The 20,147-nt window shown below is 68.9% G+C and carries 17 protein-coding genes and 2 pseudogenes; 10 read left to right on the forward strand and 9 right to left on the reverse strand.

Going from position 1 to position 20,147, the window contains the following annotated elements:
- The first annotated feature begins 263 nt into the window (after window positions 1-263).
- Complete coding sequence (locus AOK15_RS21015; RefSeq protein ID WP_055519167.1) at window positions 264-1,121, forward strand: hypothetical protein; 858 nt, start codon at window positions 264-266, stop codon at window positions 1,119-1,121.
- Between the two features lie 157 nt (window positions 1,122-1,278).
- Window positions 1,279-2,940 (forward strand): N-6 DNA methylase, encoded by a 1,662-nt coding sequence (locus AOK15_RS21020; protein WP_055519169.1) that lies wholly within the window; start codon window positions 1,279-1,281, stop codon window positions 2,938-2,940.
- A 27-nt stretch (window positions 2,941-2,967) separates the two neighbouring features.
- On the opposite strand, the pseudogene AOK15_RS42430 reads toward AOK15_RS21020, so the two are convergent.
- The 5 genes and pseudogenes from AOK15_RS42430 to AOK15_RS21040 form a co-directional block, all read right to left on the reverse strand.
- Window positions 2,968-3,186 (reverse strand): annotated as a pseudogene (locus AOK15_RS42430) (3'-5' exonuclease); the annotation flags it as partial.
- Between the two features lie 109 nt (window positions 3,187-3,295).
- Window positions 3,296-4,504 (reverse strand): McrC family protein, encoded by a 1,209-nt coding sequence (locus AOK15_RS21025; RefSeq protein WP_055519171.1) that lies wholly within the window; start codon window positions 4,502-4,504, stop codon window positions 3,296-3,298.
- Window positions 4,501-6,336, reverse strand: coding sequence for a DUF4357 domain-containing protein (locus AOK15_RS21030; protein WP_240508527.1), 1,836 nt, complete (start codon window positions 6,334-6,336; stop codon window positions 4,501-4,503). The genes AOK15_RS21025 and AOK15_RS21030 overlap by 4 nt, the downstream gene beginning before the upstream one ends.
- An 851-nt stretch (window positions 6,337-7,187) precedes the next feature.
- On the reverse strand, window positions 7,188-7,631 hold the full coding sequence (locus tag AOK15_RS21035; protein ID WP_055519173.1) for a hypothetical protein: 444 nt from the start codon (window positions 7,629-7,631) through the stop codon (window positions 7,188-7,190).
- Window positions 7,628-10,900 (reverse strand): DNRLRE domain-containing protein, encoded by a 3,273-nt coding sequence (locus tag AOK15_RS21040; RefSeq protein WP_157870319.1) that lies wholly within the window; start codon window positions 10,898-10,900, stop codon window positions 7,628-7,630. The genes AOK15_RS21035 and AOK15_RS21040 overlap by 4 nt, the downstream gene beginning before the upstream one ends.
- A 323-nt stretch (window positions 10,901-11,223) precedes the next feature.
- Here AOK15_RS21040 and AOK15_RS21045 point away from each other — a divergent pair, with 323 nt between their 5' ends.
- Together AOK15_RS21045 and AOK15_RS21050 are read left to right on the forward strand one after the other, a co-directional pair.
- The gene (locus AOK15_RS21045) at window positions 11,224-11,751 is read left to right on the forward strand and encodes a tellurium resistance protein (RefSeq protein ID WP_055519179.1); all 528 of its coding nucleotides are present in this window, start codon (window positions 11,224-11,226) and stop codon (window positions 11,749-11,751) included.
- Between the two features lie 139 nt (window positions 11,752-11,890).
- Complete coding sequence (locus tag AOK15_RS21050; protein WP_205632182.1) at window positions 11,891-12,118, forward strand: hypothetical protein; 228 nt, start codon at window positions 11,891-11,893, stop codon at window positions 12,116-12,118.
- A 377-nt stretch (window positions 12,119-12,495) separates the two neighbouring features.
- On the opposite strand, the gene AOK15_RS21055 is transcribed toward AOK15_RS21050, so the two are convergent.
- The 3 genes from AOK15_RS21055 to AOK15_RS21065 all read right to left on the reverse strand — a co-directional run bounded on the left by AOK15_RS21055 (window position 12,496) and on the right by AOK15_RS21065 (window position 14,899).
- Window positions 12,496-12,993, reverse strand: a complete 498-nt coding sequence (locus AOK15_RS21055) for a hypothetical protein (protein ID WP_055519198.1) — start codon at window positions 12,991-12,993, stop codon at window positions 12,496-12,498.
- A gap of 286 nt (window positions 12,994-13,279) precedes the next feature.
- On the reverse strand, window positions 13,280-14,125 hold the full coding sequence (locus AOK15_RS21060) for a helix-turn-helix domain-containing protein (RefSeq protein WP_055519183.1): 846 nt from the start codon (window positions 14,123-14,125) through the stop codon (window positions 13,280-13,282).
- A gap of 15 nt (window positions 14,126-14,140) precedes the next feature.
- Window positions 14,141-14,899 (reverse strand): DUF6879 family protein, encoded by a 759-nt coding sequence (locus tag AOK15_RS21065; RefSeq protein WP_055519186.1) that lies wholly within the window; start codon window positions 14,897-14,899, stop codon window positions 14,141-14,143.
- Window positions 14,900-15,106: 207 nt separating this feature from the next.
- On the opposite strand from AOK15_RS21065, the gene AOK15_RS21070 reads away from it, so the two are divergent.
- The 5 genes from AOK15_RS21070 to AOK15_RS21090 are packed head-to-tail and all read left to right on the forward strand — an operon-like array spanning window position 15,107 to window position 18,501.
- Window positions 15,107-16,123 (forward strand): radical SAM protein, encoded by a 1,017-nt coding sequence (locus tag AOK15_RS21070; protein ID WP_055519200.1) that lies wholly within the window; start codon window positions 15,107-15,109, stop codon window positions 16,121-16,123.
- A gap of 20 nt (window positions 16,124-16,143) precedes the next feature.
- Window positions 16,144-16,788, forward strand: coding sequence for a dTMP kinase (locus tag AOK15_RS21075; protein ID WP_079058605.1), 645 nt, complete (start codon window positions 16,144-16,146; stop codon window positions 16,786-16,788).
- Window positions 16,751-17,248 (forward strand): hypothetical protein, encoded by a 498-nt coding sequence (locus tag AOK15_RS21080; RefSeq protein ID WP_055519190.1) that lies wholly within the window; start codon window positions 16,751-16,753, stop codon window positions 17,246-17,248. Before AOK15_RS21075 ends, AOK15_RS21080 begins: the two co-directional genes overlap by 38 nt.
- The gene (locus AOK15_RS21085) at window positions 17,245-18,039 is read left to right on the forward strand and encodes an STM4013/SEN3800 family hydrolase (RefSeq protein WP_055519192.1); all 795 of its coding nucleotides are present in this window, start codon (window positions 17,245-17,247) and stop codon (window positions 18,037-18,039) included. Before AOK15_RS21080 ends, AOK15_RS21085 begins: the two co-directional genes overlap by 4 nt.
- A gap of 18 nt (window positions 18,040-18,057) precedes the next feature.
- Window positions 18,058-18,501, forward strand: a complete 444-nt coding sequence (locus tag AOK15_RS21090) for an NUDIX hydrolase (protein ID WP_055519194.1) — start codon at window positions 18,058-18,060, stop codon at window positions 18,499-18,501.
- Window positions 18,502-19,156: 655 nt separating this feature from the next.
- On the opposite strand, the gene AOK15_RS21095 is transcribed toward AOK15_RS21090, so the two are convergent.
- A complete protein-coding gene (locus tag AOK15_RS21095; RefSeq protein WP_055519196.1) occupies window positions 19,157-19,516 on the reverse strand; it encodes a hypothetical protein in 360 nt (119 codons plus the stop codon).
- 185 nt (window positions 19,517-19,701) lie between these two features.
- On the opposite strand from AOK15_RS21095, the pseudogene AOK15_RS21100 reads away from it, so the two are divergent.
- Window positions 19,702-20,127, forward strand: a pseudogene (locus tag AOK15_RS21100) (thiolase C-terminal domain-containing protein); the annotation flags it as partial.
- Between the last annotated feature and the right edge of the window lie 20 nt (window positions 20,128-20,147).

Here is a 20,147-nt window from a genome sequence, read left to right on the forward strand (position 1 = left end):
TCCGCCCCGCCCCGCCCGGCGGCCTCCCCGTCCGGCTACCGCAGGCGGTCCACGTACCGGTCTGTCCCGGTAGGCGGTCACCTCGTGGTCCTGGAACGCCGTGAAGACGTGCGTACGGTCCTGATAGACGCGCGCGTCGCGGTTCAGCCTGGGCACGGTAATTGATCCGTCCATCGGGGATGGCGTACGTGATCGCTGAGCACCGGCGAAGTCGAGCGGGCACACTTCTTCATATCTGACGATCAGTCAGATAGACCGTATCCATGACAGACGACATCACGAAGGCAGACGAGACCCACAGCCATCTCTATGCCGAACTTGCCGCCGTCGGCCCCTATGGAGCCGACCTCGGGCACGCGCTCATCACCATGGTCGAGCCGCACCCCGGCCGGGAGCGCGAATACAATCGATGGTACGAAGACGATCACTTCATCGCCGGCGCGATGGCCATGCCGTGGATGTACGCCGGGCGCCGCTGGGTGGCCACGCGGGACCTGCAACTCCTGCGCTACCCGGAGAAGTCCACCGTCGCGCAGCCGGTGACGGCCGGGTGCTACATCTCCGTCTACTGGATGACTGCCGGACGCTACGCCGACCACATGCGCTGGACCGTCGGCATCAACAGGCGCCTCAACCGCGACCACCGGGTCTTCCAGGACCGTACACATGTGTTCACGGCCTTCCAAGATCACGCGGTGACCGTCTACCGCGACGCCGATGAAGGCCCTCGCGACATCCATGCCCTCGACCACCCCTACGCCGGACTCGTCGTCCAGGTCATCGACAGCGACTCCCCCGCCGGACGCGCGGAACTGCTCGCCTGGCTACACGACGACCACCTCCCGCAACGCCTGGCGGGCTCGCCCGCGGCCATGGCGACCGTCTTCACCCCGACACCTCTGCCCCTGGACCGCATGACCTACGTCAAACAGGTCGAGGGGGTGGGGACCCGACTGACCCTGCTGTGGTTCCTCCAGCAGGATCCCCGCGAGACCTGGCACGAGCACTTCGCGGACCTGGACACCTCGGTGGCGGCTTCGGGGCTGGGCGAAGTGCAGCTCGTCGCACCGTTCATACCGACGGTGGCCGGGACGGACCGGTACGTGGACGAGCTGCGGTGAGCCGTCGGGCGGCACGGCCGGCGCGCACGCCCCCCGGCCAGGAGCCGCGACAGAGTGCACGCGGCGCTCACCCCGGGCACCCAAACGGCAGGGCGTGTACAACGTCAACATACCCTCATCATTGATGGAGCCAAGGGTCCCGTGTACGGTGACGCGCATGGCAGACCATCCCGCCCCGCCCGTCGGTGGACCGCTTGTCACCGGCTCCGAGATCGCCAGGCTCGCCGGTGTCACGCGTGCCGCAGTCTCCAACTGGCGGCGGCGGTACGAGGACTTCCCGGCACCCGCGGGCGGCGGTGTGAACAGTCCGCTGTTCGACCTGGCCTCGGTGCAGGCGTGGCTGGACAAGCAGCGCAAGGGTCAGGACGTCTCGGAAGAGGTGCAGTTGTGGCAGGCCCTGCGCGGGGCCTACGGCGACGACATGATCGGCGGGCTCGCCGAGGTCGCCCATCTCCTCGCCGATCACGAGGGCGAGGCTTCCGCGGCCCTGCCGACAGATGCCGTTCGACTGGTGCGCCAGCTCGGCGACAGTGGATCACCCGGTGACGTGGTGAGCTCACTGACGGAGCGCTTCACGGACTCGGTGCGCCGGGCCGGCTCCGACCAGGTCACCTCGCCGCGCATCGTCCGGGCGGTGCGGCACTTCGCAGGCGAGGTGTCGAACGACGCGACCCTCTTCGACCCGGCGTGCGGTATCGGGACGCTCCTGCTGACCGTCGGGCCCGAGCTCGGCCCGAAACGGTGTGGTCAGGAGATCGACCCCCGCAGCGCTCGATTCGCGCAGCTGCGAGCCGACCTCACGGGACGTGCCGACGTCGATGTCCTCATCGGGGATTCCCTGCGTGACGACCACTGGCCGGATCTCAAGGCCGATCTGGTCGTCTGCGACCCACCCGTCGGTTCCCCGGACTGGGGGCGCGAGGAACTGCTCCTCGATCCCCGGTGGGAGCTCGGCACACCCTCGCGTGCCGAGGGAGAACTCGCCTGGCTGCAACACGCCTACGCGCACACCGCACCGGGCGGCCGCGTCCTCATGGTCATGCCCGCCTCGGTCGCCTACCGCAAGGCCGGCCGCCGCATCCGGGCCGAGCTCGTGCGCCGCGGCATCCTCACGGACGTCATCGCCCTCCCCCCAGGGAGCGCTGCCTCGCACGCGCTCCCCGTACACCTCTGGCATCTGCGTCGCCCTCCGTCGCCGGACGACGCCGCCGCGAAGGTGCGCATGGTCGACCTCACGGCGAACGACCCGGACGGCCCCATGGAGCCGGGGACCGGCCAGACGGCGGACGTACCCCTGATCGAACTCCTCGACGATGCCGTGGATCTCACTCCCGGCCGTCATGTCGAGGAGTCCCACCGCGACTACACGACGGAGTACCAGGCTCTGCGCCGGGAGCTGGTGGAGCAGGCGCGGCTACTGGCCGAGCTTCTGCCGGCTCTGACGGCGGGCGCCGGTCCGAGCACGCTGGAGGGGCCGTCCGTCAGCGTCGCCGACCTCGCGCGTGCCGGGCTGGTCGAGTACGGCGATCCGGAGCCGGTCTCGGTGAGCGATCAGCTCGACACCGACTACCTCCGGGGGTTCCTGCGCAACGCGGCGAACGCCCGGCGGTCCACGAGCGCCAGCGGCACCTACCGGCTCGACGGCAAGGGCGCCCGCATCCCGCAGATGGACATCGCCGAGCAGCGCCGGTACGGGGCGGCGTTCCGCGCCCTGCAGGAGTTCGAGGAGCGGGCGCGCAGGGTGGCCGAACTCAGCAAACAGGCGGCCGCACTGGCCAGGGACGGGCTCGGCAACGGGGCCCTCTCGCCCGAGGAGTGACGTTCAGCGATGTCACCGGGCCGGGCTTCACCGCGTCCGCGGCACGAAGGGACTGGCCGCACCGCTCCACGACACCGTCAGCGCCTCGCGTGCCCGTGTGCACGCCACGAACAGCAGGCACCGCTCCCGAAGCAGGTCCGAGTCGTGCTGGAGCGCGTCGACGGAGGCCGGCGTCACCTCGCGGGCGAAGGGAAGCGCGCTCGCCGTCGCTCCGAGAACGGCGACACAGCGGAACTCCAGCCCCCGGCCCTGACGTGCTTGTGCAGGACGTCGTAGCTCTCCCGGAAGCTGTTGGCGAACGCGAGCTGCGGCACGATCCGCCCTCCCCCACCCTGAACGGACACTCAGCGGTCGATCATACGCGTGGGCCGCTCACCAGCCGGGCGGCGATCCTCTCCACGTCCGAGAGCAATCCGGAGGGCTGCTGATCGAGGTCGAGGGCGTGCTGGTGGATGACGATGCCCGCGTGCCGCACCGTGTGGGCCGCGTGCGGCGCGTTGCCCTTGGCGTACACCAGGTGGCCTTCGCGCAGGCCCAGGGCGGTGCAGTAGGCGAGCATCTGGTAGAGGTCGGCGTCCGGGAAGCCGTCCCGCTTCTCGGCCTTGTACTTGGCGTCCACGACGGCGCTCGGGGCGCCCCCAGGCCCGTACAGCACGAAGTCGGGCCGCATGCGGATCGCGGCCGCCTCGTCGAGGTGATGCGAGTCCTGGAGGCGCGCCGCGTGCCCGAGGCCATGGCAGGCCTCCCGCAGCGCCACGGTCACGAAGTCCTCGAAGAGCCTGTTCATGTCGAACAGGAACCCGTCGACGCGCAGCCCGCCGGGCGCGTGCTCGACGGAGGCGTTCTCCAGGACGGTTCGGGCGAGACGCAGGGCGTGCTGGTAGCGCGCGTTGAGCCGGTTCGGCTGCCAGGCGGGCAGCGGCCGACCCCGCACGATCAGGGTGACGTCGGCCAGGCGGGCCCGCTGGTGGAACAGTCCGCGACGCACGTCGCGGGGGACGCCGGGCAGCCGCAGGAGGCGCTCGACGGCGGAACGCAGCAGGCGGTTCTCCGCGATGTCGGTGGTGAACTCGTCGTACTCCACCTCCACCGGCAGCGTCGCTCCGAACCGCCGCCGTATCTGCTCGGCCTCCCGGACACGGCCCCGGACGACCAGGGACGTCTCCTCTGTGACCCGGTACCCCTGGAGGAGCCCCTGCCGCAGCGCCCGGTCGATCTGCCGCTCCACGGCATGGGCGAGGGCGGGCAGCAGCTCGCGGTGCGCCGCCACATCGACCTCGCCGTCCCGTCGGCCGCCCTTCGGGTCGAGGCTGTACCCGAGGAGGAAGAACAGCCGGGCGATGGGGACCTTGGGCACGACCCGTACGGTGACCGGCCCGCCGCCCGGTACCGCGACCGCCACGGCGCCGACCTTGCTGCCGGCCCGCAGGGACCAGTGCCCCGCGACGTACGGATCGGGAGCCGCGTCCACGATGTCGCCGGCCGCCAGCGCCCGTCCGACCGCGTCCGGCAGCGCCACGCCCTCGGCCGCCGCGTGCTCGACGAGTTCGACGACGTGCGTCACCCGAGCGACTCCCGCAGAGCCGCCAGGCCATACCGCTTCTCGATGTCCACGCCCTCCCCGTAGTGGTGCTCCTCCAGGAGCGGCAGGATCTTGGTCCGCCACGTCCGTTCGAGACCGCCCTCCCGGTAGACGCCCTTCTTCATCAGGTACGAGGGCCCGATGCGGAAGTCGGGCTCGTCGATACGGGAGTTGAGCGCGTCGAGCAGGTCGGCCGGCTCGGCGTCGTGGCCCTCGCGTCCTAGCCAACGGCGCAGCAGCCCGCTCGTCGGTTCGGTGCGCGGGGACAGCTCGACAAAGGCGAAGCGGCGGCGCATGGCCGCGTCGACGAGGGCGATCGACCGGTCGGCGGTGTTCATGGTGCCGATCACGAAGAGGTTGGGCGGCAGCGCGAAGTCGTCGCCGGAGTACGTCAGCCGGACCGACTTGTTGCGGTACTCCAGCAGGAAGTACAGCTCTCCGAAGACCTTGGCCAGGTTGGCGCGGTTGATCTCGTCGATGATCAGGAAGTGCGGGATGTGCCGGTTGCCCTCGCGGGCGGCCAGGTCGGCGAGTTCCCGCAGCGGGCCTGCGGTGAGCCGGAAGGCGACCTCGCGGGTCTGCGGATCCTCCTGCGGCCGGAACCCCTCGAAGAAGTCCTCGTACGCGTACGACGGGTGGAACTGCACGAGCTTGACCTGCTCGGGCCCGCCGCCGAGGAACTCCGCGAGCTTCAGGGCGAGGTACGTCTTGCCGGTCCCGGGTGGGCCGTACAGCACCAACTGCCGTTCGTCCCAGAGCAGATCGCGTACCTCGCGCAGCCAGGCGGTGTCGTGCACGAGGAGCTCGCCGGCCAGTTCGTCCGTGAGCTCGGGCAGCTCCAGCTCGCGCCGGGCGGTGAGCGCGGGGATCTCCGCGCTCGGGTCCCGGTCGGCGGCCTCGGCCTCCTCGATCAGGTCCTCGTCGCTTATCCCCAGGCCGTCGATGAGGTCCTTCACCGCGGTCAGATCGACGACGTCGTGCTGCGCCGACAGCTTCTGCTGGAGCGCCTCGGGCAGGTCCTCGTACGCGTGCCCGTCGTCCGCCCACTCCACCGGCCTGCGCAGATCCGACCGGCCGTCCTCGGAGGCGAGCTGCTCGGCGTCCCCCGTGATCTTGCCGACGTACAGCCGGCCGCCCGAGATGGTGCACATGGTGTCGCCCGGCCGCATCCGGGAGAGGAACATGTGCAGCTCCTCGACCAGCTGCACCTTCTGGTTGTACGTCGCGGTGGAGGCGTAGTCCTCCTCGACGGCGGTGCGCAGCCGGTCCTTGCTGATGCCCTGCTCGACGCCTTGGCGCAGGTGGCGTGCGCGCAGGGTCACCAGCCGCCCGGGCAGCCACAGACGGGGGACGAGGTCGAGGCCGGAGACGTTGGAACCGCGTACCAGCCAGGCCCGGTTGGGGCCCCACCACACCTGGTCGAGGTAGTCGGAGAGCGGATGGCCGTCGGCGCTCTTCCACTCCAGCCAGCCGTTGGCGCTGCGGCCGACGAGGATCTCGGCGGCGGCCGACGGCGAGTTGCACTCGACGTCCTCGACGAGCTCCAGCCAGCCGGGCCAGGTCTCCGACTCGGTGAGGATCCCGTCCTCGATCAGGCGCTGCCTCAGCCGGTGCGACGACGGCATGCGGAGGGGGAAGGAGGGCACCACCTCCGGACGCCCCGGCGACCCGGCCAGGACGACGAACTTCTGGCTGCCGTTCGTCCCTTTCTCGGTCAGCAGCCGTCCCCGGGCCTCGGGGCCGCCGCCCGGCAGCTTCAGCCGGAATTCCGGGTACGGTGTGCCGTCGTCGGCCATGGTCACCCTGTCCCCCATTCGTGCACGGTGCGTTCCTCCAGAACGATAGGGGGCGCCGCTGACAGCGGGCGCCCCGAGCGGGTGTGCGTACCGGGACGCGGCACGCGCTGCGCTATACGAGGTCTCCGGCGTCTCCCGCCGCCGTGGCGGAAGCCAAGTCCGGTCCGTCGCGCAGGGCGGCGAGGAGGGCGGTGACCTCCAGCAGCCGGGTGTGGATCTCCGCCGGTGCCGGGGGCAGCTCGTACGTGCGGTAGTGGCATGCCGCGCTGAGCGCCGACCAGGTGGTGCGGCACCGTGTCGTGGCCCGCGTACCACTCCAGGCACAGCATCCGGTGCTTGCCGATCCGCGTCATCGACGGAGTGATCCGCTGCCAGTAGGCGTCTAGTGCCTGGTCGAGCGCCATGCGGAGCAGGACGGCGGCGGCACGGGCGCGCAAGCCGGGCGCCAGGGGCGCCACGGCACCCGGTGCGGGCTGCAGGAGGCGTCCGGCGGCGGTCACGAGGGTTTCCGGGGACACGCTCATCGGGCGCCCCCGGCGCTCTGGGTGCCCCCGGCACTCCGGGTTCCCGCGCTGCTCCGGATCGCGGTCGCGAGGGCGGCGGCCTCATCCAGTTCCTCGCCGTGCCCGGGCACGAGTGCGTCCACATCTGCAACATCCGGCACGAGTGACGGCACCTCCCAGCGGCTCCGCCGACTCGCCAACACTCACGGACAACGGCGAAGCGGCACGATACACACACCGCCTCCCGTTCTTGAGGGCCTCCCTGCGACCCCGGATTCCGGGCTTCGCCTCGGAACAGGCCGTACAACCACCGTGGCGCCCCCACCAGGAACTTGGGGACGCCACGGACTACATGGATGGGCTCTCCTACGCCTGCACGTGCGGCCCGAACGGTACGGAGGCGCGCGCCTCCGTGATGCACGCGGCTGCTGCACCCAGGGCAGCGACCGCCATGGCCACGCCGAAGACGATGTCCGGGCCAGGGTCCTGGCCGAAGACATTGATCAGGGCCAGCACGGCGATGGCGACCTGACCCAGCGCGACGACTCCCAGCCATCCTGCGCGCACGGCCCGCGGGGTACGTGCGCGGACCTTCTCCAGTCCGAGAAGCGCGGCTGCGCCCACCAGGGCGACCACGATGCCGAGCAGGGTCGCGGCGTACAACGCCGTGTCCAGCACCGAGGTTTCCGTGTGGTCGAGTTCGGCCGTGTCCGGCGGCAGGACTGTGAACAGCACGGTGAACAGCCCGATGTAGGCCACCTGCAAGAGCAGGAGGATCGGCGCCAGGCGCCGGCTGAGTACTGAGGTCACTTGTCGCTCCTGACGAGGTTGCCGCTCTTGATGATCCACAGGCTGCCATTCTTCTGGGCGTTCAGGCATGCCTTCTTGCTGCGGGTGCCGGCACTGCTCTTGCCGTCGTTCTTGCGCCCGATGCCACGGCCGATGGAGTTGTTGCGAAGGTCCATCGTCTGGTCATTGCCCTCGGACTTGGACTCGTGCCGAGTCGCGATCTCGTACGCGTCCTTGGTGGAGAGGCGAATCTCCATCAGCGCGTTCCAGTAGCAATGGCGGAACGCGTCACCCGTGCCTTGGAAGAGAGTCCTGTCCGGGTAGAGGTCCTGTGCCTTCTTGAAGGCTACGTTCGCCCTGTCGTGGGCGATCGAGCAGTCGTAGGGGTTCCAGAAGCAGTAGCGCCGCTCTGCGGGGGTGACAGCACCGTAGCCATGGCCCGGGTCCAGGAGAACCGGGTAGACGACGGTTTGTCCCGCGGCCGGGGCGAGCGAGACGACAATGTCGTCGCCGGACAGCGTCATCGTGACGGGGACGGTGCTGCCTTTGGCATCCAGGGCCAGCGGAGCGGTGATGAAGCTCGTCAGGCCACCTTCGGGACTGGAGATCATCATGGTGTTGTTCTCGCCCACGGTGACGACTTCTCCGGGGCCGAGTGCGGGCTGGTACGTGAAGGATGTCGGGGCATCGGAGCTGCGCAGTAGATGGAAGACCTCGACCGCGCTCGTGTTCTTGCGTATGGCGATGGTGTCGGCGTCGGTTTGGGTGTTGGGGTAGACGACCAGGTTCGTGCTGCTCAGCTCTGCCGAGGAAGCCACAGCGGCAGGCAGGTTGACGGCCGTCTGGGTGTTTCCATCGGAGCTGGTGCCGATGATCTCCTGATCGGCGCGTTCAGGCAGCTGCGCGATCGGCACGGCCTTGGCGGAGTCCTCGGTCTCCGCTTCCTCGGGGTCGATCTGCTCGACGAAGTCGGCTGGTGTGTCGTCGATGTCCGGGTAGCTCTCGTCCGCAGGGGGATCCTCGACCAGACTGTCGTCGTCGACTGGAGGGTGCAGCGTCTCGAAGAAGTGCGTTTCAGCGATGTCGTTGATGAACGCGGCGGGGAGGCTTCCCTTGATGGTGCCCACGAGGAAGGTGTACGTGCCCCACTCGGACCACACGCCGTTGGGGTTCTTCACTCGTGCGGTCAGGGTGTTCGTACCACGTGTCGCGGGTGCCAGAGAGAGCGTGGTCGTGCCGCCGGTGAGGGTGGCGACGCCTGTCGTGCCCTCGTTCAACCGGTATTCGGCGGAGACCGCCTTGCCGGTCGGGTCGGAGATCTTGAAGGTACCGCTCTGGCCCGCGTCGCCGTGCCACAGACCGTCGGCCGGATACGTGCTGGAGGACAGTGCGGGCGCGGCGGGCACAGAGGTGTCCACGGTGAGGGTGCGCCAGGCCGACCACGTACCGTTCCAGTCAGTGCCGTCATAGGTGGCGACGCGCCACTTGTAGGACCCGACGGCCAGCGTCGGCGCCGTCCACGAGCCTGCGGCTGCCGAGGCGGTGTATGGAGACTGCCCAGAGGTGATCTTGGTGGTGCCGTCGGCGTTCCACACCTCGATGGTGAAGCGGACGGTGTCACCGTCCGGGTCGGTGGCCTTCGCCGACAGGGTCGGCGTGGTGTCGGCAGTGACCGTGCCGTTGGCCGGGCTGACCGGCGATGCCACGCCGGGCTTGGTGTTGTACGTCACCGAAAGCGCGGGCTCGGTAGGCCCCTGGGAGCCGTCGACGTAGTTGGCGGATCGGAACCGGCGCCAGGTCGAGGAGTCGGTCTCGTCCACCCCTCTGATCTGCAGCCCGTGGTTGGGCTCGCCGTCGGCCCAGGCCTGGGCGATGCCGGCCACGTTCCAGCGCATGAAGTTCGCCGGGCAGGCCGCGTCATGGCCGTACGACGATGTCGAGACAGCGGCCCCGGCGTCGGTTGTTGTCGGCTGAGCACCCCAGGTCACGCCGCTCGGGTCCCAGCTTTCGGTGATCCGCCGCGCTGCCACGCCGGCACCGGTGGTGGAGCAACTGGAGGACCAGTACGAGTGCAGCCGCAGCTCTGCGCTGAGGATGTGCTTGCCGGCGTACTTGGACACGTCGAACTTCACATAGGAGCGGGCCTTCGTGGTGCCGGCGTCGTACGTGCCTGCCTTCAGTTCGGTCGAACCACGCTGCGAATCCGGGTAGTTCGTGGCGACCCAGGTGTCGGTCGACGCCGCGAGCGTGGTCGTCGGGTCGATGGTGACCGGGTAGCTGACAGTCGGATCCGAGAGGAACTCGTGACTCGGGCGCAGCACCAGGACGGTGCCCTCCGCGGTCTCCTCCACCGTGGTGGCGATCTCCGCCGAGCGGTCCGGATCACCGGACTTGGAGTCCGTGCCGCTGCCCCACATCCGGGGCGCCGGTGCGCTGGCCACGAGGTCACCGTCCCCGTCTTCCAGACGGAGATGGCGCTGACTGGTCTTCTCCAGGTCCATCCCGTCCAGAGTGACGGGCAGCCGCAGTTCGACCGGCTCGGTGGGCCGCTTCTTGAGGATCAGCGACTCGGTGAACCCGTGCGGCAGAGCGGTGACGTGCAGGTCACCGTCCGGGACGACCGACGGATAAACGGCAGTGGCCCCGTTCACCCGGGGTTCCGGAAGAGCCTTTCCCCAGTCCAGACCGAACGTCAGCGCACCACGGCTGACCGAGGCGAAGTCCCCCGAACCACCGTCGGACAGAGCCACGTCGGCGACAGCGGTCTTCGGCTCCAGACCGCTTCCCGTGTCGACGAGCGTGGTGTCGATGGGCTTCCACTGCCCGCCCTCTCGCACCCGGATGTCACCCGACGTGGCCTCAGTGGTCAGGCTGCCGTCCGGGTTGACCCACGTCGTGGAGTCGGCCGCACGCTCGGACACGGCCTCCACGCGCTCACCTCCCAGCACAGCGGCCAGCCGTGCGGACTGGACGTCCGGAGCCTCGGTGACCTTCTGACTCGCAACCCTGCTTTGAGAAAAGCTCTTGTCCGCCTTGGTCGTGGAATCGGCTGCGTAGGTCGCGCCTGCCGTATGGACGGCGAAACTCAAAGACAGGGCCAACGATGTGGCCGCCATTGTGAACCTTGCGTTCACAAAACCCCCTATATATGCATGCTTTACGCATGTTGATGCACCATCCGCAAAGCTGATGAGCCACTTGGATTCTATGTAAGGGCTACGTAAAAAGCTCACGATATAAAGGCGTTCAAGAACGGCAAAAAGGCCAATCGCTCTCGTGACTTCACGCACATCGAAGGACCGACTGAACCCAATAACGCACCCATGAATACCGGGACTTCAGTGCATGCATTCCTGGGCCTAGCGCAACAGACCTGGATCGATTCGCCTCCTCCGCCGCTGCGGCGGGGCGTTGGCACCAGACAGCTGCCAGGCCGTGAGACACGGTCTGCCGCCAGAGCGCCGCGTCGTGGACACGGGTGAACCCGACCGAGTTCAGCGGTTATCGCTGACGTTGGGGGGTTGCATGAGGCTGCGTGGCGAGCTGTTCAGGGGTTCCTCCACTGGCTCCCGGGGCCGCTGCATCCTCATGGCAACGTCGGCGCTCACAGGCTTTGACGGCCCTTCATCAGGTTGTCGCCCACTGGTCGGTCGCCGCCGAGGCCGACCTCGATCTGGGCTGCCTGGTCCTCACCCGCGACGGCACGGGAACCGCTGTGCAGCCCCTCGGGGAGACGTTCGGCGCTCTGGACGCCTGGCCCTACGTCAGCCTCGATCAGGACGACCGGACGGGCGAGACCTCGGACGGGGAGACGCTGCGGATCAGCCTTGAGCATCGGCGCCAGTTCACCAAGCTCCTCGTCTACGTGTACATCTACGAGGGCGCAGTCGACCTCCGGGCACTGGGCGGCGTCGTCACCATCAGCGCGCCGAGCGGCACTTGGCGGATCCACCTCGACGACTCCCCGGCCGGGGCCACGTCGTGCGCCATCGCGCTGCTGACCCCAGGACGTGACACCCTCGACCTCCGCCGCGAGGTGCGCTGGTTCACGACCGACTCGTGGTCGTCGAACCAGGAACTCATCGACCGGGCATACGGATTCGGCTTCGAGTGGGTGACCGGGTTCAAGCCCTCTCTGTAGCGGGCCGAGCGGGCCGCTTCCCGGAAGGCGATCTCTTCGGGCTTCCGCTGTGCCCCGACTTCCACTTCGGGCTGTCCGGCAGGCAGGGGCCGTGCCGCCGTGTGCCATGCTGTGGCGGTTTTCGGAAGGGGAGGGTGAGATGACCGAGAAGGCGCTGACGCACAAGCAGGCGCTCGCCGCGGTGATCCAGGCGCTGGCCGGCACCTGGGACACCGAGCGCGCTGTCCTGGCCTTGCGCGTCGCCGGGTACGAGCCGACGAGCAGCGAGGCAGCCGGCAAGGAGGCCCGCCGCATCCTGCGGGAGCTGGCCGATGAGGGACTCATCGTGAGACCGGATCCCGGCCAGGCGGTGTATCGGCCGGCGTAGTCCTCGCCGGGGGTTCCGGGCTGCTCTGCCAAGGGATGACGGGCTCCTGAAAGCCGTACGTGGTGATGTGGGCGATGGCTGACGGGTGGCTGGTCAGCCACTCGCCGCACACCCGCCAGCGCGGGGAGCTGCCGTCTCTGAACTCGGGGCGTACCTCCGCGACGAGCTTGTGCTCGCACTCGTCCCGCGACGCCATCGAGCAGATCACATCGCCCTGTTGCTCAACGGCGGGCACATACGGGTGGATCGACCGGATCGGAGAGCGCATCTCCCGCGCTGCTGCATGCGACATGGCGCGGAAAGTATCAACCGCCGCTCACCGCACAAGGCCGTGCCCCGGCTCCTCCGAGCAGGGGCCGGGCACGGGGTGCCGAGGATTAGGAGGATGCCGTGGGGCTGGGATCTGCGGTGGCCTCGGCCGTGCGCTGCTCGACCCAGGCCTTCCCGATCTCCTTCGGAACGTTCGGCAGCAGACCGTCCTCCTTGGTATACGCCAGCGCTTGCGAGTAACCACCGCCGCCGCAGCCGTCGGACTGATGGACGAGCTTGGCGTCGACGGAGTCGTCGATGAAGGGCTTGGCCGCACCCGCGCGGGTGACGCGGAGACGGACCGGGGCGGTGTCGGGGTCGACGTCGTCCGGCAGCCCGACGGCCAGGTTTGAGATGCCCTGCTGCTGCATCTCGCCCTTGGCGCACTCGCCGCGCGTGCACAACTCGTAGGTGGCGCCCGCGAGATCGCCGAAGCCGTCCTGCACGACGTATACGCCGACCTGGGACACCACCTCGACCCCGGCGCAGGTTGACGAGTCGGCGCAGCCGGACAGACCCACGAGGAGGGCGGCGACACCGCCGAGCACGCGTGCGTGCCGTGCCATGGTCACCACTTCTTTACCCCTCCCGGAAGCGGCTTCTCCGCCAGGGAGATGTCGGTAAACAGTACGCGGCATTTTCCGGTTTAGACGGGGCCACCGGAGTCCCCGCCGATGACGCATGACCCGGAGTTCTTCTCTGCCATGGTGATGTTCTGGGCGACGTCTCCGTTGCCGTACTTCCACCGCTTCTTGGTCTCGGTGACCTTCCAGCCGGACTGGCGTCCGGGGTAAGGACCAGGGTCTGGCTTCCGTCGGCGGCGGTTTCGACGTCTGCGTCGACCCGGGCGCATCAGCGCAGCGCCCGTTGTGCCGCACGGATAAGACGGTGGGCGGCAGCGTCGTACAGGGCGGACTCCCGGAGTGTGTTCCAGGTGCGCAGGTACGTGTCCACGCTGGCTCCGTCGTCGATCCACAACTCCGCGTGCCAGTTCTCGACGATCACTTGGCGGTCGTCGTAGATCCAGAAGGCGGTGGCCGGGGGGATCTTCAGTGAAGCGGACAGGGGGACGATTCCCAGCTCCACCGTGTCCAGGCCGATGACTCCTGCAAGGCGGTCGAGTTGCGCGGCGAGCGCGGACGGCGGACAGATCAGGGCGTGAAGCGCGGCTTCCCACAGGATGAGGTGGAAGCGCTTGGACGAGTCGTACAGGGCTTCTTGCCGCTTCATGCGGGACCGGACCGCCTCCTCGGTGTCGCGCGGCGACCGCTGGAGCTCCGCGTATCTCGTGAAGATCGACCGCGCGTAGTCCGGTGTCTGGAGAATCCCGAAGATCATGGAGGACTCCCAGCCACGGAACATCGAGGCGTCGGCATGCGCGCCCAGGTGAGTGTCCTGGACCGCCTTGTGCCCCGAGGCCAGCTGCCGCCTCCATGACCGGATGTGGGACTCGAAGCCCCTCAGGCGCGCGAGCAGTTCGTCGTACGCGTCGGGCTGTCCGGTTGCCTCCGCCCACTTGCGCAGGTCATCGGGCGTGGGCGTCTGCCTGCCGTTCTCCAGTCTGCTGACCTTGGACTTGTTCCACCCGTACTGCTCAGCGAGTTCCGTACCGGTGAGTCGGCCGCCAGGGGCGGAGAGCCGGAGTTCGCGCAGCCGTACCCCGAGTGCTTCTCGCGCCTGCTGGTAATCCGTGCTCACCGGAGCGCACCTGCCTCAGTCCTCCTGCGCGGTCAACCGGGCCGCGAACTCCTCATAAGGGATGGCATGATGCAGCGCCGCGTCGCGTGTCATGGCGTACCACAGTACTGCGGCAGGCTCGGTGATCAGCTCGACGCTGACGAGGTTGTCGGCGTCATCGAAGTTGAGCAGCGCGACCAGCCGCGAGTCGAAGATCCAGAAATCTTCGGCGGGCAGGCCAAGGCGGTCGGCATCCCCTCGCGACAGATTGAGGATCTTCTCGCCGACGGCGCTGTTGCGACGCGCGTTGTCGAGTAGGTACAGCTGGCCTGCCGTAGGAGGGTTGTCGACGATGCGGACACGCTCGAAACGCTTGCCGAGCGCGCTCTGCTCGCGGCGCTCGGCGCACCACTCCGCGTCGACGCCTTGCCAGTTGACGGGCTCGCCACGCGTGAACTGGGCGTAAGTGTCGGTGAGCTCGTCCGACGCGTATCGGCGGCGCGTCTCCAGACGCCACGCCGTGTGCTCGAACTGTGTGAAGAGCCGGTCGAACTCGTCCAGCCCGATGATGTTCGGCACTCGGACGGCCTCCTTTGGGCCGAAGTCGACCAGCAGCTCGCGCGGCACCACGATGGGCACTTCACCCTCGTTCAGGTGCCGGAGCCGGGCGATGTCGTCGGGGTCGGTGAGGGCGGGGCCGTGCACGATGACCTCACCCGTGTCGAGGTCTTCATGAATGGACGGGCATCCGTTGACGCCGCTGCCCGTGCCGTTGAAACGCAGTCGTCGGGTCATGAGCACGTCCTTTACCTCGGGGACCGATCTCCCAAGCTTCCACGAAACCGACCCCCTGAGGCCGGGCTTTGGATGGCCTCGATCAGCAACTTTAGGCAACCTCGCCGAGGAGTGGCGCAACTTCGCGCAACTCTCATGGCGCCCCACAACGCCTGCTCCGTACCGTCGCGCTCATGGCTGGAGCTCACCAGGCGAAAGGAGCAGGTCTTGACCGTTCCGCTCCCGAAAACCGACGTGGACTGGACCGCGCTGCGGAACTTCGCGGCCTTGCGCGGACAGCTCAGGGTCTCACTGACCCCCGTCTGCAATCTGAAGTGCTGGTTCTGCCACAACGAGGGCGACGTGCCGCCGCCGTTCACTCATCTGCACCGCGACGCCAAGCCCCGTGCCCGCGAACTGACCGCCGACGACTACGTGAACGTCCTGCGCAAGCTGATCGGCGCCGGTCTGAAGCGGGTCTACTTCACCGGCGGTGAGCCGCTGGCGTCGAAGCTGGCGCGGCCGGTCCTCACCCAGCTCCCCGTCCACGGCCCGGACGTGTCCTACACACTGATCACGAATGGCCTGCTGATGCGCACCCATCAGGACTGGCTCGCCACGACCGGCCTGGACAAGGCGAAGGTCTCCCTGCACTACTTCTCCGACGACTCCTTTCGGTCCATTGCCCAGACCCGCGCCGGCATCGCGACCGTCCTGGGCGGCATTGAGGCCGCCCGCGAGATGTTCGAGCGAGTGGAACTGAACACGCTCATCCAGCGCGAGAACGAGCACGAACTGCACGACATCCTCGCCTTCGCCCTGGAGCGCAGGCTGCCGGTGCAGTTCATCGAGCTGGTGGACACCGACTTCAACGCCGACCGGAAGTCTTCGGCCGTCGGGGCCCGGGGCATCATCGACCACCTGCGCACCCTGACCAGCGAGGAGGAGACGGAAGTCTCCGGCACTGGCCAGGGGCGGCGGATCTTCCGCATCGACGGCATCGAGATCGACGTCATCCAACGCGAACTCGGGCGTCACCATGTCGGCCAGTGCGGCACCTGCCCGGTGAAGGCCAAGTGCGTGGAGGGCTTCTGGGCCCTGCGCTTGGACCATGCCGGCGGAGTCCAGCCCTGCCTGTTGCGGGACGACCTCCGCATGGACATCCGGCCCCTGCTGGCCGATCCGGAGCAGATTCCCGCGGCCGTTGCCCAACACGTGTCCGCCTTCACCGAGGGCACCCTGTGAGCCCTCTGCGCGCCCCGTACATGCCCGGGGCAGATGAAGGACGACAGGGGCCCTTCGTCGTCCTGGAAGGCGTCTCAGGGGTCGGAAAGTCGACGCTCGCCCGCCTGCTGGCCAAGCGACTGGGCGCCACGGACATCCACACCCTCACCGATCCGCACACCGGCTGGTCCGACATGGTCAACAGGGAGCTTCGCCCGCTTCCGCAGTTCGCCTTCTACCTCTCCGGTCTCCTGCACGTCTCCGACGCCGCACGGCAGCACCTTTGCAGGGGGCCGGTGGTCGCGGACCGGTACGCCTCCTCGGTCATGGCCTGCCACGCCGCCGTCAACCAAGTGGGCCTGGATCAGGTGCGAGAGCTGATCGCCCCGTTCCTGCCCTACCTCATGGCGCCCGACGTCACCTTCTACCTCACCAGTTCCGACAACTCGTTGAAGGATCGGATGAGCACCAAGACGGACGTGAAGCAGGACGACACCGACCTGTACGACGTCCCCGGCCGCCTTGCCCGGCTCCGGGAGAACTTCCAGTCCGTCGCCGAGAACGATCCGAGCATGGTCGTTCTCCCCACCGACGGCCGCAGCCCGGACGACCTGGCCGACATCATCGTCAAGCACCTGGAGGGCAGGCGTGCTCAACCCGATCGACACCGACGCCGTCATCCGTGACGGCCGCGTCGCCGGCGCGTTCCCGGGCGAGATCCACGAGGGCGTCGCCTGGTGGGTCGCCGCCTGCTTCGTCGTGATCAGCCGGGCTCGGCAGATGGCCGTGGCCCACGACAGCCACCCCACCACGGCCGAGTTCCACCAGCGGTTCTGCCGCGGGGCCATCAACGCCGAGCACTTCGGCTGCCAGGTCTCCAGCCTCGGCACGGCCGACGAAGCCCAACTCCTGCACGCCATGGCACAACTCGGGGGCGTCCCCGGAGCCCTGCTGACCACGACCGGCGGAGGCGGGCGGCAGACCGTCACGATCCACCTCTACGACGCGGACGGCCAGACGGTCACCGAGAACACCGGCCTGGCCAGACTGCGGCAGATGATCGCCTCTGACCGGGTCCCCCTCCCAGTGAACGACCAGGCCAAGGGCCGCATCACCGAACGCCGCGATCTGGTGAAGGCACTGTGATCGACGCGGCCGAGGTCATCCGAAGCGGCACCAGCATCCTGTTCGTCACCCTGGACTCCCTGCGCTATGACGTCGCCCGTGCGGCCCTGCACGCCGGGCAGACCCCGCGTCTGGCGAAGATCCTGCCGGGCGAGGCGTGGGAGGAACGCCGCACCCCTGGCACCTTCACCCTCCCCGCGCACATCGCGTTCTTCTCCGGCTTCCTGCCCAAACTCCCGCAGCCCGTACAGCCGCCGCGGCTGTGGGAGTGCCGCCCGCCCGCGGTCAAGACGGTCGATGCGGGCACGTTCGTCTTCGACGCGTCGAACCTCCTCACCGGGGTCGCCCAGCACGGCTACCGCACCGTGTGCATCGGCGGCGTGACCTACTTCTCGCGGGAGACACCGCTCGGGTCGGTGCTGCCCGACATGTTCGACGAGGACCACTGGCGCCCCGAGTTCTGCTCCCCGGAACCCGACTCCACCCGCCACCAGGTCGATCACGCACTGACCGTGGCCGAGCAGTACGCCGGCCGTCCGCTGTTCCTGTTCGTCAACATCTCCGCCACCCACGTCCCCCACGGCCACTACATCGGCGACAGTGGCGACTCCTGGCACTCCCAGGCCGCCGCACTCGCCTACGCGGACGAACACCTCGGCCGCCTGGTCGACGGGCTCACCGGCAAGAAGAGATGGCTGATCATCATGTGCGCCGACCACGGAGACGCCTTCGGCGAGGACGGCTACCGTGGCCGTGGCATCGCCCATCCGACCGTGCTGAACGTGCCGTTCGCGGCCTGGCTGTCAGAGTAGGCGGCTACGCTCCCGGCCATGAGCGACACATCCCGGCGAGGGGCAGAGCGCGACGCCTCCGTCATCGTGGCCCGAGACGCGGACAGCATGGTCGCTGTTCTGACCGCCGAGTTCCCCCGGCACGGCGGGGAGTACGTGTTCCTGCCCGGGGGGCGCCGGGAAGATGACGAGACACCGGAAGAGTGCGCGCGGCGCGAACTGCGCGAGGAGGCCGGCGTCACCGCCCAAGCCTGGCGCTCCCTCGGCTCGTACGCGATCACCCTGAACTCCCCTGCCCGAATCCACCTCTTCCTGGCCGAGGGACTCGCCTGTGGCCCGCAGCTGCTCACGCCGAGCGAAGCGGACTTCAAGCTCATGTGGTGGCCGATGGCCGACGCCATTAAGGCAGCCATCCAGGGACGATTCCTGCTCCAGGGCGGCCCCCTCGCACTGTTGCTTGCCCAACAGGTGACCGCGACCTGACAGCAGCGAATCCTCTTTGCCGTCCACTGCAGCCCTATCGCCCGCGTGGGCCGTGGCCGGTGCGGCAGCGCGGGCAGCGGCACGGGGGCCACCCGAGGGACACCGGCGGGAGCGTGGCCGCGCCGGGTGCGTACGCAGTCGGCTCCGCCACGCCGACCCGGCGTCCGTCGCCGTCGAGGCGGTAGACGCTGAGGGTCAGGCGTGACGCGCCCGGCTCGGGAGGCGTTCCGGCGTTCACCGCTCTTCCCCAGGCGTGGGCATGCGGGAAGGGCACGGGCAGCGCCGCACCGGCAGGAACCCGACCGTCCCCGGCAGGGGCGCGTCGTGAGTCCGACGGCACGCCTCGCGCACCGGGTCGTGCCTCGGGGCGCGGTCGAGGGGCGGCGCCCCGACCGTGTACCCGCCGCTCACCTCTCACCCTCCCCCTCGCCACGGCCGGCTTCCGGCGCCAGCGACAACACATCCGGCACACGCGGGAAGTGCGGAGCGCAGTCCCGGCACGCGTACACCGTGAAACCGGGACCGGAACCCTGGTGCACCACCGAGACGACGACCGGCGTATCGGTGATTGCACAGCATCGGACACACATACGCACCGGCACGCGAGCCCCGCCCGCCACGGCCCCGGGGCACTCGCCCCGTTCACCGGGCCCAGTCATCCGGCCACCGCCTCGGCGCCCACCACATGCAGGTCGAGGTCGACACCGAAGTCCGCCGCGAGAACCATCGCGACACGACCCCGCCGCTGTCGCGCCCGCTCACACTCCAGCGCCCGCTCCCGCTCGGCGAGGACCACATACGGCCGGACCACCGCCGTCGCCTCACCGGGCAACGGCTCCTCCAGCCCGTACGGCGACCGCCGCACCGGAGGCCAGGGCGCAGCCGCGCCGGGCGCCTCCGGCGTACGGGGGAGGGTCTGCCTGGCGGGGCGCGTGCCCGCCCTGCGCCTGCCGGTACCGGGGGCGAGCACGCCCAGGGCCCAGCGCACGAACGCGTGGATAATGCTCACTGTCATCAGCTCCTCAGAGGCTGGTGGCCATGCCCCCGGACCGGTCGGACGGTCGCGGGGGTCTTTCCGTCTGGACGGTAGCCCTGAGGGTTGAGGCTTGTCTACCTATGTCTAGGAGAAGCACCTAGACGTAGGTGGACAAGCATGCCTGTATCTCATTGCTTACCGTCAAACCTATGGGAGAGATCGAGTCCGAGTGGCCCGACTTCACGGTCTCCCCGGCGGCGGTCAGCGGCCGTCTCGCCTTCGAACGGGCCGGTGTCCGCCCGTCCGAGATCGACTTCGCGGAGATCTACGACGCGTTCACCTACATGACGCTGGTGACGCTGGAGGACCTGGGTTTCTGCGCGAAGGGCGAGGGCGGCGCCTTCGTGGAGAAGAACCGGCTGACCCTCACCGGGGACCTCCCCGTCAACACCGACGGCGGCGGCCTGTCCGCCCAGCACCCCGGTATGCGCGGCCTCTTCCTCCTCGTCGAGGCCGTCCGCCAGCTGCGCGGCGAGGCAGGCGAGCGGCAGCTCCGCTCCCCCGGCGGCGACCTCCCCCGCCTCTCCGTCGTCTCCGGCACGGGAGGCTGGTTCTGCTCCTCGGGGACGGTGGTCCTGGGGCGGGCGTGAGGGCCCGGCCCGGCAGAAGG

The organism is Streptomyces ossamyceticus (genome assembly GCF_001418475.1).
In the GTDB taxonomy this organism is placed as follows: Bacteria; Actinomycetota; Actinomycetes; order Streptomycetales; family Streptomycetaceae; genus Streptomyces; species Streptomyces ossamyceticus.